The following is a 12,883-nucleotide window of genomic DNA, read 5'->3' on the forward strand; positions in this document are numbered from 1 at the left end:
GCGGGCACCCCCTGTGCGCCGACCCCGGGCCGCCATCCCACCTCCCAAGTGGGTGGCCCGGGGTCGGCTTTCTCGTGCTCGCGAGTGAGGAGTGGGAGACGACTGGGAGATGATCATGGCAACCATCTACGAATTCCTGCGCGTTCATACGATAATCTGCACGAGGTGAGAGGCGTCACAGACGGCGAAACCCCAGAACTACAGGACCCAGCTCCCCCGCTCGGTCAGCACCGTCCGCAGCGTCTCTATGTGGTCGGTCATGATGCCATCCACACCCAGGTCCAGCAGGGTGTTCATCCGATCCGCGTCGTTGACCGTCCAGACGTGGACCTGCATGCCCACGGCGTGCGCGGCGCGCAGGAAGAGCGCGTCGACGACCGGGATGCCGGTGTACCGCTCGGGGACCTGGACGCAGACCGCGCTGCGCCGCACCGCCGCGCCCAGCAGCCGGTCCAGCGGCACCGCCCCGCGTCCGTACGAGCGCATCCGCAGACCGGCCACGCCGCGGGTGCCGAGCGAGCTGGCCATCCGGTCGCCGGCCAGCCGCTGCGCCCGGGCCACCCGGGCCTCCGAGAACGAGCCCACGCACACCCGGTCCCAGGCGTGCGTCCGGCGCAGCAGGTCCAGCAGCGGCTCCAGTGCGGACTCCGCCTTGAGGTCGACGTTCCAGCGGGCCTCGGGGAACTCCTCCAGCAGGTCCTCGAAGAGCGGCAGCGGCTCGCGGCCGCCGACCCGCGCCCCGCGCACCGCCCGCCAGGGCAGCTGCGCGATGGCGCCGCGGCTGTCGGTGACCCGGTCCAGGGTCGGGTCGTGGAAGGCCACCAGCCTGCCGTCCGACGTGGTGTGCACATCGGTCTCCAGATAGCGGTAGCCGAGACCGACCGCGCGCCGGAAGGCGGCGGCGGTGTTCTCCAGGCCGTCCGCGGCCCCGCCCCGGTGGGCGAAGGCGAGCGGTGCGGGGTGGTCCAGGTAGGCGTGGCGGAGGCGGATCGCGGTGGTCACTCCCGCAGTATCGCGCGCGCAGGTGAAGTCCCGGTGGCCACCACCCGGGAAGGGGTTGAGGGCAGGCCGGCGATGGCGAAACGGCGGAGGAAGAACTGTGCCAGCGGGCCGATGGCCAGGGCGTAGACCACCGTCCCGGCCCCGACCGAGCCGCCGAGCAGGAAGCCGGCCGCCAGCACCGTCACCTCGATGCAGGTCCGCACCAGCCGCACCGGGCGGCCGGTGCGCAGATGCAGCCCGGTCATCAGGCCGTCGCGCGGGCCGGGCCCGAACCGGGCGGAGATATAGAGGCCGGTCGCCGCACCGTTCAGGACGATGGCGAAGGCGAGCAGCGGGATGCGGGCGCCGAGGGAGGACAGTTCCGGGACCCGGGCCAGGGTCAGGTCCATCACGACCCCGAGGATCACCACGTTCGACACCGTGCCCAGGCCGGGGCGCTGGCGCAGCGGGATCCACAGCAGCAGGATCAGCGCGCCGAAGACGACGGTGACGGTGCCGATCGACAGCCCCGTATGCCGGGATATGCCCTGGTTCAGTACGCTCCAGGGCTCCAGGCCGAGATCGGCGCGGAGCATCAGCCCCATGCTCACGCCGTACAGCACCAGCCCCGTGTAGAGCTGGACCAGCCGGCGCGCCAGCACTCCGCGTGGCCGACCGGGCGTGCTCGTCATGGACATGAGAATTCCCCCTCGTGGCAGGATTGGACCGAGGCATGACACCATGTGGCATGTACGGGCTCGGGAAGTAGAGCCAATTGCGGGAAGGTGGACTGATCTTCATGGCCCAGTGGACTTCAGCCGTCGGCGCGCCCCAACTCGCGCGGCTGCTCCGGTCGCAGGACTCCCGCGAGGTGCAACTCGCGGGCGGCGGACGCCGGTTGCCCGCCTACCGCGGCCTCGCCGACGGCATCCGCCTCCTCGTCCTCGAAGGCCGGGTGCCGGTCGCCGCCCGGCTCCCCGCCGAACGCGAACTGGCCGCCGCCTTCGGCGTCAGCCGCACCACCGTCGCCGCCGCCTACGAAGCGCTGCGCGCCGAGGGCTTCCTGGAGTCCCGGCGCGGCTCCGGCAGCTGGACCGCCGTCCCCGCCGGCAACCCGCTGCCCACCCGCGGCCTGGAGCCCCTCCCGCCCGAGGCCGCCGGCTCCATGATCGACCTCGGCTGCGCCGCCCTCCCGGCCCCCGAGCCCTGGCTCACCCGCTCCGTCCAGGCCGCGATGACCGACCTCCCGCTCTACGCCCACACCCACGGCGACTACCCGGCCGGCCTGCCCGTCCTGCGCCAGGCCCTGGCCGACCGCTACACCGCCCGCGGCATCCCCACCATGCCCGAACAGATCATGGTGACCACGGGCGCGATGGGTGCGGTCGCCGCCATCTGCCGCCTCTGTACCGGCCCCGGCGAGCGGGTCGCCGTCGACTCCCCCTCCTACGCCAACATCCTCCAGCTGATGCGGGACGCCGGTGCCCGGCTCGTCCCGGTCGCCCTGGGGGAGCGGCTGTCCGGCTGGGACATCCCCGTCTGGCGCCAGGTGATGCGCGACGCCGCACCCCGCATGGCGTACGTCGTCGCCGACTACCACAACCCCACCGGCACCCTGGCCACCGAGGACCAGCGCCGCCGCCTCGTCGATGCCGCACGCTCCGCCGGCACCCTGCTCGTCGTCGACGAGACCATGACCGAGCTCCGGCTCGACCCGGACACCGAAGTCCCCCCGCAGGTCTGCTCGTTCGACCCGGCCGGCAGCGCGGTGATCACCGTCGGATCGGCGAGCAAGGCGTTCTGGGCCGGCATGCGGATCGGCTGGGTGCGCGCCGCCCCCGACATCATCCGCAGCCTGGTCGCCGCCCGCGCCTACTCCGACCTCGGCTCACCGGTCCTCGAACAGCTCGCCATCGCCTCGCTCCTGGAGGGCGACGGCTGGGAGCAGGCCGTCGGCATCCGGCGCGACCAGGCCCGCGAGAACCGCGACGCCATCGTCGCCGCGCTCCGCCGCCACCTCCCGGACTGGGAGTTCAGCGTGCCGCACGGCGGCCTCACCCTCTGGGTCCGCACCGGCGGACTGTCCGGCTCGCGGATCGCCGAGGCGGGGGAGCGGCTGGGCGTACGGGTGCCCTCCGGCCCGCGGTTCGGTGTGGACGGCGCCTTCGAGGGCTTCGTCCGGTTGCCGTTCACGGTCAGCGGGGCGGTCGCCGACGAGGCCGCGGTCCGGCTGGCGGGAGCCGCGCGACTGGTCGCCACGGGCGCGCCGGTGGACACCGAACCACGGCACTCGTTCGTCGCCTGACGAGACGTCAAGTCAAGTTGCCTGCCGGGCAGTTCAGCCCTCCGCGCGCAATGTCTCCACCGACCCGCCCCGGGCCGTACGGGACTCACCGCCCTTGACGATCGACACCTGGGGCGCCAGCCCCACCGGCTCGGCGGCCGCCGGTGCGTCCTCTCCCGGCGGGTCCTCACCGGCCGGGACCGCCCGCTCCGGCAGCAGGGCCAGTACGGCCTGCCGGTGCGCCTCGCCGGTCGCCTCGTCGAACGGGTCGGGGGTGGCGGGCACCTGGAGGCGCAGCACCTCGCCGGTCCCCAGTCGTACGTAACCGCGCCCCGGCGGCACGCTCGCGGTCGGCGTGGTGTGCGGCGGCGCCCCGAGCACCGCCCGCACCTCCTCCGCCGTGGCGGAGCCGAGCACCACCCGCGCTTTGGTGTGCGCCCGCACGGCCTCGCCGAGCAGCTCGGCGTTCTCGAACTGCTCCGCCACGACCACCGTCACCTGGGCCGCCCGGCCGTGCCGCAGCGGTGCCTGGAGCCACCGCTGAGGATCGTCCCGGCCCTCCGCGCCCGCGATATGGGTCAGCGCCGACGGCCGGTCCACCAGGATCCACAGCGGCCGCCGGACGTCCTCCGGCACCGGCCGGCCGGCCTGCCGCGCACGGTTCGCGGTGACCAGCCGCCGCTCGGTCTCCTGCGCGGCCCACTCCAGCGCCGTCAGCGCCCCGGCCAGCCCGCTCTCCACGCCCAGCACGCCCCGGCGGCCGGCCAGGAACCCGAACTCACCGGTGCCGCCGCCGTCCACGACCAGCAACTCCCCGTGCTGCAGCGCCTGCAGCGCGATCGAGCGCAGCAGCGTCGTACTGCCGGCGCCCGGCGGCCCCATGGCCAGCAGATGCGGCTCCGTGGAACGCTGGCCGGTGCGCCACACCACCGGGGGCGCGTCGCGGGTCCCGTCGTCCCCGTCGACCGGCAGCGTCCGCCGCACCGCGTCGGCGTCGGTGAACCCGAGCACCGTCTCGCCCGGCGAGGTGACGAAACGCTGCGCGGCGATGTCGGTCGGCAGTGCGGCCAACGCCGTCACGGTCAGCTGGTTGGTCAGCTCGTCCCAGGCGAAGTGGTACTCCCGGCCGCGGCCGGCCTTGGCGTACAGCACCTGCTCGATGCGGACCCGGGACTGGTCCTCACCGTCGGTGAAGTACGGCGGGTACTTCAGCCGGAGCCGCGCCAGCCGCCCGTCGTCGAAGGCGTACTCGGGGAACGCCGCCGCCCAGTCGCCGCCGGGCGCATAGAGCGGACTCGGGTCGCTCTCGACGGCCAGATACGGCACCAGTGCCTCGTACAGCGCCCGCAGCCGCTCGGTCTCCGCCTCGCTCGGGCCGGTCTCCTCCGTGACGCGTTCCCGCCCCGCCCAGGCCCCGGCGATCATCGTTGCGATCAGCGCCAGCAGCGGACCGTACGGGACCAGCGCCACGATCAGCACGCACGCGCCGACGAAGAACAGCGCCGGGCCGCGCTGCTCCCTGGACGTCTCGGCCCACCGCCCCCGGCCGGCCACCGCCAGCCGGCGCAGTCCCCGGCCGATGGTGATCAGCGGGTGGAACACGTCCGAGGCGCCGTCTGCGGCGCTGCGCGCGAGATCGCGCCCGCGCAGGAGCGACACGCTCTGCGCCATACGGGAAAGCGGTACGCGGTCGGTCAGGATGCGGGGCAGAGGACGCCGGGCCACATCGTCTCCAGGTGCTCGTGCGGTGGTCGGGGGAGCTCGGTCGGGCGGCGGGCCGGGGGCGGGCGGCGCGCGGCAGCCACCCCGGCCCGCACCCCGGCCGCTGATCGGGGAGAGGCCCTCAGAGGGAAAAGCCCGCTAAAGCTTGATCCCTCCGAGGAGGCTCGCCAGGCTCGCTCCGCCGGCCTTGATGCTCGGCGCGATGGCGGAACTCGCGAGATAGAACCCGAAGAGCGCGGAGACCAGCGCGTGGGACAACTTGAGGCCGTCTTTGCGGAAGAACAGGAAGACGATGACACCGAGCAGGACGACGCCGGAAATGGACAGAATCATGGGGTGTTCTCTCCTGGGTGGTGGGGACGGTCACCTTGAGTTCTTCCAGCCTCACAGGTCGCATCAAGCCATAAGAAGCCGCAAACGAGTGATTTGTCGTTGAAATTCCCTATATGGGCGCAGCTTCAGGGCGTGTCGCCCCGGCGTGTCCTCCACCGCCGCCCGGCCGGGCGTCCGCGCACCCCCCGGCGGGTCGCGAACCGCCCCCGCCGACCCGGCACAATCATGGGGTGCCGAAGTCCAAGAAGAAGCCGGCCGGCCCGGCGCGCCGCCCGGCCGCCGTGACCCCCGCCGCGCCCTGCCCCTGCGGCCGCGCCGCCACCTACGGCGACTGCTGCGCCCCCTTCCACCAGGGCAGCGCCGCCGCTCCGACCGCGGAGCGGCTGATGCGCTCGCGCTACAGCGCCTTCGCCGTCGGCGACACCGGCTACCTCCTGCGCACCTGGCACCCGTCCACCCGGCCCGCCGCCCTCGACCTCGAACCGGCGCAGCGCTGGACCGGGCTGGAGATCCTCGGGGCCACCGGTGGCAGCGCCTTCCACACCGAGGGCACGGTCGAGTTCCGCGCGCACTACACCCTGCACGGTCACGCCGACAGCCAGCACGAGCACAGCCGCTTCGTCCGTCAGGACGGCGCCTGGGTCTACCTCGACGCGCTCCCGGGCGCCTGAGGAGTCCCGCGGGTCAGTCGATACCGCGGCCCCGCAGCTGATCGATCTCCCGACGGTCACGTTTGGTGGGCCGCCCGGTGCCGCGGTCGCGGATGCCCATCAGCGGAATCTCCTCGCGGGGCGGGGGCGGCGGGCTGTTGTCGATGAAGCACTCCGCGGCGATGGCCGCGCCCACCCGCTTGCGTACCAGCCGCGAGACCACCACGATCCGCTCCCGGCCGGCGTGCCGCAGCCGCACCTCGTCACCACTGCGCACGGCGTGCGCCGGCTTCACCCGCTCGCCGTTGACCCGTACGTGTCCCGCCCGGCAGGCCGCGGCGGCCAGCGAACGGGTCTTGGTGAGCCGCACGGACCAGATCCAGCTGTCGATACGGGTGGTCCCCTGGTCGTCTGAAGCCATACCGAAACTCTAGAACGGGCGGGGGAGGAGGAAAGCGCGTGGCCGGGGTACGCCCCGGGAAGGGCCCTCGACCTAGCCGGACTTCTTGGCCGTGCCCCTTTTGGCGGTGCTTTTCTGCCCGGCGCTTTTCTTGGCCGCACTCTTGGCCGCACTCTTGGCCGCCGCGCTTTTCGTCGCCGCGGTCTTCGACGCCGCGGTCTTTGACGCGGTGCTCTTCTTCGCCGTGCTCTTCGCCGTGCTCTTCGCCGGTGCCGACTTCGTGGCCGTGGACCTCGCCGTGCCGGACTTCTTGGCCGCGGCTTTCTTCGCGGGTGTCTTCTTGGCCGCGGCCTTCTCCGCCGCCTTCCGCCCCCGAATCGGTGTCACGGACGCCGACTCCGCCTCGCCCTCCGCGGCCTCCGTCCGCCCCTCCCGTGCCGCCCGCACGCTCTTCTCCAGTGCCGCGGTCAGATCGATGACCCGGGCGGACGGGCGCGGGGCCGCGGGGGCGACCGGCTCCTCGCCCTCCAGCTTGGCGGCGACCAGCTCCTCCACGGCCTCCCGGTACTCGTCGTGGAGCTCCGTCGGATCCAGCTCGCCCAGGGAGTCCATCAGGGTCTCGGCCAGCGACAGCTCGTTCTCGCGGATCTGCACCTCCTCGGGGGCCACGCCGGCGGCCGGCCGGATCTGGTCGGGCCACAGCAGCGCATGCATCACGATCGCCCCCTCGTACGCCCGCAGCATCGCCAGCGACTCCCGGCCGCGCATCGCCACCTTGCCGATCGCCACCTTCCGGTGGTGCTCCAGCGCCTCCCGCAGCAGGGCGTACGGCTTGGTGGCGGCCGCCCCGTTGGGGCCCAGGTAGTACGCCTTGTCCAACTGGAGCGGGTCGATCTCGGCGGGGTCGACGAAGGACAGGATCGTCAGCGTCTTGGACGTCGGCACCGGCAGCCGCGACAGTTCGTCGTCGCTGACCGGCACGATGATGTCGTCGCCCGGCGGCTGGTACCCCTTGCCGACCTCTTCGTTCGGGACTTCCTCACCATCGAGTTCGCAGATCTTGCGGTACTGGATCTGCGCGCCGTCCTTTTCATGAATGCGGACGAAAGAGACGGACGAGGTCCGGTCCGTGGCGCTGTACGTCTTCACGGGGATGGTGACCAGTCCGAAGGAAATTGACCCATTCCAGATAGAACGCATATTTCATCCCTTGTGTGGGATTCTCATCGTATGTCGCCGATCACCATGGTGGAGGGGCGGCGCCTCTCGCTGACCAATCTGGACAAGGTCCTCTATCCGCAGACCGGCACCACCAAGGGTGAGGTGCTGCACTACTGCACCACCACCGCGGACGCGCTGCTCGCGCACCTGGCGGACCGGCCGCTGTCCTTCCTGCGCTATCCCGACGGGCCCGACGGCCAGCGCTTCTTCACCAAGAACGTGCCGCCCGGCACGCCCTCCTGGGTGAAGACCTGCGAGGTCCCCCATTCGACGTCCGGGCCCACCCGCCAGGTCGTGATCGACGGGCTCGCCGCACTGGTCTGGGCCGCGAACCTGGTCGTCGAACTGCACACGCCGCAATGGACCTGCCGTGCGCCCGGCATCGCCGACCGGCTGGTGTTCGACCTGGACCCCGGTCAACCCGCCACCATCGTGGAGTGCTGTCTGGCGGCCCAGTGGCTGCACGCCCGGCTGGCCGCCGACGGCCTGGACGTACACGCCAAGACCAGCGGCTCCAAGGGGCTGCACCTCATCGTGCCCATCGAACCCGCCCCGTCCGAACGGGTCACCGCGTACGCCCGGCACCTCGCCGTCGAGGCCGCCCGTGCCCTGCCCGACCTCGTCGTCCACAAGATGACCAAGTCGCTGCGGCCGGGCAAGGTCTTCATCGACTTCTCGCAGAACTCCGCCGCCAAGACCACCGCCGTCGCCTACACGCTGCGCGCCCGCGCCACCCCCACCGTCTCCACCCCCGTCACCTGGGACGAGGTCGCCGACTGCACCGACCCCGCCCAACTCACCTTCCTCTTCAGCGACATCGCCCCCCGCTGCGCCGCCCACGGTGATCTGCTCGCCCCGCTCCTGGACCCCGCCCGTGCCCGCCCGCTGCCGGGAGCGGCATAGATTGTCCCCATGATCGAGGGGACACCGGACGACACCATGCAACTGCGCGCGCCCGGCCGGGAGATATCCGCCGGCGACGCGACCACGAAGGAGGAACCCGGGGGCGGGCTGGCCCGCTCCTCGCTCCTGATGGCGGCCGGCACCGTGGTGTCCCGCGCCACCGGGCTGTTCCGCAACGTGCTCCAGGCGGCCGCGCTCGGCACCGGACTGCTCGCCACCACCTACAACACCGCCAACGTCGTGCCGATGAGCCTCTACACCCTGCTGATCGGCGGCGCGCTCAACTCCGTGCTCGTACCGCAGTTGGTCCGGGCCCGCGCCGAGCACCCGGACGGCGGCCGGGCCCACGAACAGCGGCTGGTCACCCTCGTCCTGAGCGTGCTCGCGGTGGGCACCCTGCTCTCGGTGTGGGCCGCCCCCCAGATCGTCGCGCTCTACACCCCCGACACCCCGGCGACCCACGCCGCCTTCGCCCTCACCGTCGTCTTCGCCCGCTTCCTGCTCCCGCAGATCTTCTTCTACGGGCTCTTCTTCATCCTCGGCCAGGTCCTCAACGCCCGCAGCAGATTCGGCGCGATGATGTGGACGCCGGTCCTCAACAACGTCGTACTGATCGCGATGTTCGGCCTCTACCTCGGGCTGCTGTCCGGCCCCGACCGGATCGAGGACATCACCACCGGCCAGATCGAACTGCTCGGCCTCGCCACCACCGGCGGCATCGCCCTGCAGGCCCTGGCCCTGGTCCCGTTCGTGCGCGCGGCCGGCTTCCGCTTCCGGCCGCGCTTCGACTGGCGGGGCAGCGGCCTCGGCAAGAGCCTCACGGCGGCCCGCTGGACGCTGCTGTTCGTGCTCGCCAACCTGGCCGCGATGACCGTCGTCACGCACTACGCCGGCGCCGCCGACCGCCAACTCCCCACCGCCGGCGTCGGATACACCGCGTACAGCTACGCCCAGACCATCTGGACGCTGCCGCAGTCGATCGTGACCGTCTCGCTGGTGACGGCCCTGCTGCCCCGGATGAGCCGGGCGGTCACCGAGCACCGCCTGGACGACCTGCGCGACGACCTCTCCCGGGCCCTGCGCGTCAGCGGCGTGCTCATCGTCCCGGCCGCCTTCTTCTTCGTCGCGCTCGGACCGCAGACCGCCCAACTCCTGTTCGCGCACGGCTCGGTGGACGCCGCCTCGGCCGCGCCGGCCGGCCATATGCTGCAGGCGTTCGGCCTCGGCCTGATCCCGTTCTCCGCCCAGTACCTGCTGCTGCGCGGCTTCTACGCCTTCGAGGACACCCGCACGCCGTTCTGGACCGGCGCCGCCATCGCGGCCCTCAACATCGCCCTGGCCACCGCCTGCCACCTGCTGCTGCCGGCCCGCTGGGCGGTCACCGGCATGGCCGCCGCCTACACCGTCGCGTACGGGGCCGGACTGCTGCTCACCGCGCTGCTGCTGCGCCGGCGCCTCTCCGGCCGCCTCGACGGCCGCCGGCTGTGCCGGACCTACGCCAAGCTGACCGGGGCCGCCACCGCGGCCGGTGCGGCGGCCTGGCTCGCGGCCCGGGCGTGCTCCGGGATCGCCGTCCCGCAGTTCTGGGCCCCGGTCCTGGCGCTGGCCGCGGGCGGCCTCACCATGGCCCTGCTCTTCCTGGCGCTCGCCCGGCTCCTGAAGGTCGGCGAACTGCGCACGCTGCCCGGCCTGCGGTGACCCGGGGCCGGCCGCTCACACCGCGTGCGGCCGGGTCCAGGACGCCCGCCCGGCCGCCTCGATCCAGCCGATGACGGCCCGCACCGTGGCGTCGCCCAGGCCCGCGATGTCCGCGACCGCGACCGTGTCCCCGGCCTCCGGCGCGATCCCGGCCGCGGTCAGCGCGGCCTGGAGGTCCAGCCGGCGGCGATCGGGCAGTGCCACCGGGCCCTGCAGCCGCTCCTCGGGGCGCGGCGGCGGCAACGGCCGGTCGTCCCCCCGCCAGGGCTCGCACGCCACCCGGTCCTCCGGCCGGGGCGGCGGCAGCCGCAGATCGAGCGGGAGGGCGAGGGTGTCCAGGCGGTCCTCGGGGCGCGGCGGGGCGAGCGTGTAGTCCGGTGCCGCGCCGTACGGCGGGGGAGTGGGGCGGTCGAGCGACATCGGGACCTCCACGGCTCGCGGAAAACGGAACAGCTCTGACACTTCTCCGGAGGCGGCGAGCGGTCCGCCCGGTTCCGCCGCGGATACGGGTTCACCCGATGGGACCACCGGGGACCGGCCGGGCTCGTAGGGTGGCGCGATGCCGCTCACCGACGCACCGGCGACGTCGCCGGATCCGTACTGGAACCACAATGTGCACTACCACCGCCTGGTGCTGGAGGCGGTGCCGGACGGCTGCGCGCGGGCGCTGGACGTCGGCTGCGGCGACGGCCTGCTGGTCCGCAAACTGGCCCGGCGGATCGGCGAGGTGACCGGGGTGGACCGCTCCGCCGCGATGCTGAGACTGGCCCGCGAGAGCAGTGCCGGGATCCCCAACGCCACCTTCCTGGCCGCCGACTTCATGGCGGACGGCACCCTGCCCGGCGGCTACGACCTCGTCACGGCCGTGGCCGTCATCCACCATGCGGAGTTCACCGCCGCGGCCCGTCGCCTGGCCGCTCTGGTGGCGCCCGGCGGCCGGCTCGTCGTCGTCGGGCTGGCGGCCAACGGAACCGCCTGGGACTGGCTCGTCAGTGGCGCCGGCCTCCCCGCCGCCCGCGTCCAGGCCCGCCGGCACGGCGGCAAGTCCGGGCCGCCCGGCATGCCGATCCTGGACACCTCCATGACGTACGGAGAAATCCGGCGCGCCGCCCGCACCTGCCTGCCGGGCAGCCGCTACCAGCGTCATCTCCTGTGGCGCTATTCGCTGGTATGGGACAAACCGCGGGGCTGACGCCCTGACGCCCTGATGCCCTGACACCGGGGCGTCCCGTGCGGGGTTCTGAAACGACTGATCCAAAATGCGGTACAGTCCACCTCGTCCAATTTTTGGAACGACCAGTCCAGAAAGGTGGGGTGGAGAGCCGGATGACCGTGCCGCGCCCTGTACATGTGCTGGCCATGGGGGTTTTCGCCATGGTGACCAGCGAATTCGTGGTGGCCGGGCTGATGCCCCAGATGGCCGACGGACTGGGGGTGAGCGTCCCTCAGATCGGCTACCTCATCACCGCCTTCGCGGTGGCCATGGCGGTCGGTGGCCCCTTCCTCACCATCGCCGTGCTGAAGCTCCGGCAGAAGACAGCGCTGATGCTGCTGTTCGGGATATTCCTGGCCGGCAACGTGCTGGCCGCCCTCGCCCCGGACTACCAGGTTCTGCTGGTGGCCAGGATCATCACCGGGGTCGCCTCCCAGGCGTTCTTCGGCGTGACCGTCTCGCTCTGCGTCCAGCTGACCCGCCCGGAGATCCGCGGCCGGGCCATCGCGGTGGCCATGAACGGACTGATGCTCGGCACCCTGCTGGGGCTGCCGCTGTCGACGGTCGTCGGGGAACGCCTCGGCTGGCGGGCGGCGTTCTGGGTGATCTCGGCCATCGCCGTACTGGCCGCACTCGCCACGCTCGCCGGCGTACCGCGCCTCGGCCGGGCCGAGGGCGGCGGCAGCGTACGGGAGGAACTGGCGGCCTTCCGGAAGCCGCGGCTGTGGCTGGTGCTGTCCACCAGCACGCTGATCATCGGCGCGACCTTCGCCGCGTTCAGCTACTTCCACCCACTCCTCACCGAGGTCACCGGCTTCTCCGCGGGCACCGTGCCGCTGCTGCTCCTCGGCTACGGCGCCGCCACGGTCGTCGGCAACACCGTCGTCGGGCGGCTGGCCGACCGGCACACCGTCGGCGTCCAGCTCGCCGGACTGACGCTGAACGCCCTGTTCCTCGCCGGCTTCGCGCTCCTCGCCGACCGCGCCGTACCGGCCGTAGCGCTGATGATGGGCATCGGGCTGGTCGGGGTCACGATGAACCCGGCGATGGCCGTACGGGTCCAACGGGCCGGGAACGCCGGTCCGTTGGTGAATACCGTGCACTCCTCGTTCATCACCCTCGGCGTCATCGTCGGCTCATCCGTCGGCGGCCTGGCCATCGCCTCCGCAGGCCTACGGGCCCCCTTGTGGCTCGGCGCGGGCCTGGCGGCTTTGGGGCTCGCGACGCTGCTCCCTGACGGGTTCTCCCTGTTCTCCCCACGTACTTGGCCGTCCCGCCGTGGTGGTTTCTCGCCGTTCCGCTGCGCTTGGCGGCGCCTCCCACGTACCCGTCTGTCCCGCCGTCGGGGTGGCTCGCCGTTGCGCCTGCGGCGGGCGGGTGGCTGTCGGGTGCGGTGACGGTCCTCCGGGGCCGGTTGTGTGGACGTGGTACCATTTACTCCACCACAACCCCCCCAACCGCCCCGACCCAACCCCGAC

General features: G+C 72.6%; 13 protein-coding genes. 6 read left to right on the forward strand and 7 right to left on the reverse strand.

The window, feature by feature from the left end; translation table 11 throughout:
- Positions 1–198: 198 nt before the first annotated feature.
- The gene (locus ACFV1J_RS18145) at positions 199–1,002 is read right to left on the reverse strand and encodes a glycerophosphodiester phosphodiesterase (protein ID WP_385859180.1); all 804 of its coding nucleotides are present in this window, start codon (positions 1,000–1,002) and stop codon (positions 199–201) included.
- The gene (locus ACFV1J_RS18150; protein ID WP_385859182.1) at positions 999–1,673 is read right to left on the reverse strand and encodes a YitT family protein; all 675 of its coding nucleotides are present in this window, start codon (positions 1,671–1,673) and stop codon (positions 999–1,001) included. The genes ACFV1J_RS18145 and ACFV1J_RS18150 overlap by 4 nt, the downstream gene beginning before the upstream one ends.
- Before the next feature lie 107 nt (positions 1,674–1,780).
- Between ACFV1J_RS18150 and ACFV1J_RS18155 the strand changes: the two genes are divergently transcribed.
- Positions 1,781–3,286, forward strand: coding sequence for a PLP-dependent aminotransferase family protein (locus ACFV1J_RS18155; protein WP_385859184.1), 1,506 nt, complete (start codon positions 1,781–1,783; stop codon positions 3,284–3,286).
- Between the two features lie 33 nt (positions 3,287–3,319).
- Here ACFV1J_RS18155 and ACFV1J_RS18160 read toward each other — a convergent pair whose 3' ends face one another.
- Together ACFV1J_RS18160 and ACFV1J_RS18165 are read right to left on the reverse strand one after the other, a co-directional pair.
- Entirely contained in the window at positions 3,320–4,990 is a 1,671-nt protein-coding gene (locus ACFV1J_RS18160) for a hypothetical protein (protein WP_385859186.1), read from the reverse strand.
- 135 nt (positions 4,991–5,125) lie between these two features.
- Complete coding sequence (locus tag ACFV1J_RS18165; RefSeq protein ID WP_030412631.1) at positions 5,126–5,320, reverse strand: hypothetical protein; 195 nt, start codon at positions 5,318–5,320, stop codon at positions 5,126–5,128.
- A gap of 230 nt (positions 5,321–5,550) precedes the next feature.
- Here ACFV1J_RS18165 and ACFV1J_RS18170 point away from each other — a divergent pair, with 230 nt between their 5' ends.
- Positions 5,551–5,991: a YchJ family protein gene (locus tag ACFV1J_RS18170; protein ID WP_385859189.1), complete on the forward strand. Its 441-nt coding sequence runs from the start codon at positions 5,551–5,553 to the stop codon at positions 5,989–5,991.
- 13 nt (positions 5,992–6,004) lie between these two features.
- Here the strand turns inward: ACFV1J_RS18170 and ACFV1J_RS18175 are convergent, their stop codons facing one another.
- Together ACFV1J_RS18175 and ACFV1J_RS18180 are read right to left on the reverse strand one after the other, a co-directional pair.
- Positions 6,005–6,391, reverse strand: a complete 387-nt coding sequence (locus tag ACFV1J_RS18175; protein ID WP_385859191.1) for an RNA-binding S4 domain-containing protein — start codon at positions 6,389–6,391, stop codon at positions 6,005–6,007.
- 72 nt (positions 6,392–6,463) lie between these two features.
- Positions 6,464–7,570: a Ku protein gene (locus ACFV1J_RS18180; protein ID WP_385859194.1), complete on the reverse strand. Its 1,107-nt coding sequence runs from the start codon at positions 7,568–7,570 to the stop codon at positions 6,464–6,466.
- A 30-nt stretch (positions 7,571–7,600) separates the two neighbouring features.
- Here ACFV1J_RS18180 and ligD point away from each other — a divergent pair, with 30 nt between their 5' ends.
- Together ligD and murJ are read left to right on the forward strand one after the other, a co-directional pair.
- A complete protein-coding gene (ligD, locus tag ACFV1J_RS18185; RefSeq protein ID WP_385859196.1) occupies positions 7,601–8,494 on the forward strand; it encodes a non-homologous end-joining DNA ligase in 894 nt (297 codons plus the stop codon).
- 9 nt (positions 8,495–8,503) lie between these two features.
- Positions 8,504–10,192 (forward strand): murein biosynthesis integral membrane protein MurJ, encoded by a 1,689-nt coding sequence (murJ, locus tag ACFV1J_RS18190; protein ID WP_385859197.1) that lies wholly within the window; start codon positions 8,504–8,506, stop codon positions 10,190–10,192.
- Between the two features lie 15 nt (positions 10,193–10,207).
- Here the strand turns inward: murJ and ACFV1J_RS18195 are convergent, their stop codons facing one another.
- Complete coding sequence (locus ACFV1J_RS18195) at positions 10,208–10,612, reverse strand: hypothetical protein (protein WP_385859199.1); 405 nt, start codon at positions 10,610–10,612, stop codon at positions 10,208–10,210.
- 139 nt (positions 10,613–10,751) lie between these two features.
- Here ACFV1J_RS18195 and ACFV1J_RS18200 point away from each other — a divergent pair, with 139 nt between their 5' ends.
- Both ACFV1J_RS18200 and ACFV1J_RS18205 read left to right on the forward strand, forming a co-directional pair.
- Complete coding sequence (locus ACFV1J_RS18200) at positions 10,752–11,384, forward strand: class I SAM-dependent methyltransferase (RefSeq protein WP_385859201.1); 633 nt, start codon at positions 10,752–10,754, stop codon at positions 11,382–11,384.
- Positions 11,385–11,524: 140 nt separating this feature from the next.
- Complete coding sequence (locus tag ACFV1J_RS18205) at positions 11,525–12,802, forward strand: MFS transporter (protein WP_385859215.1); 1,278 nt, start codon at positions 11,525–11,527, stop codon at positions 12,800–12,802.
- Positions 12,803–12,883: the final 81 nt, after the last annotated feature.

It is taken from the genome of Streptomyces sp. NPDC059649 (assembly GCF_042734445.1).
GTDB lineage: Bacteria > Actinomycetota > Actinomycetes > Streptomycetales > Streptomycetaceae > Streptomyces.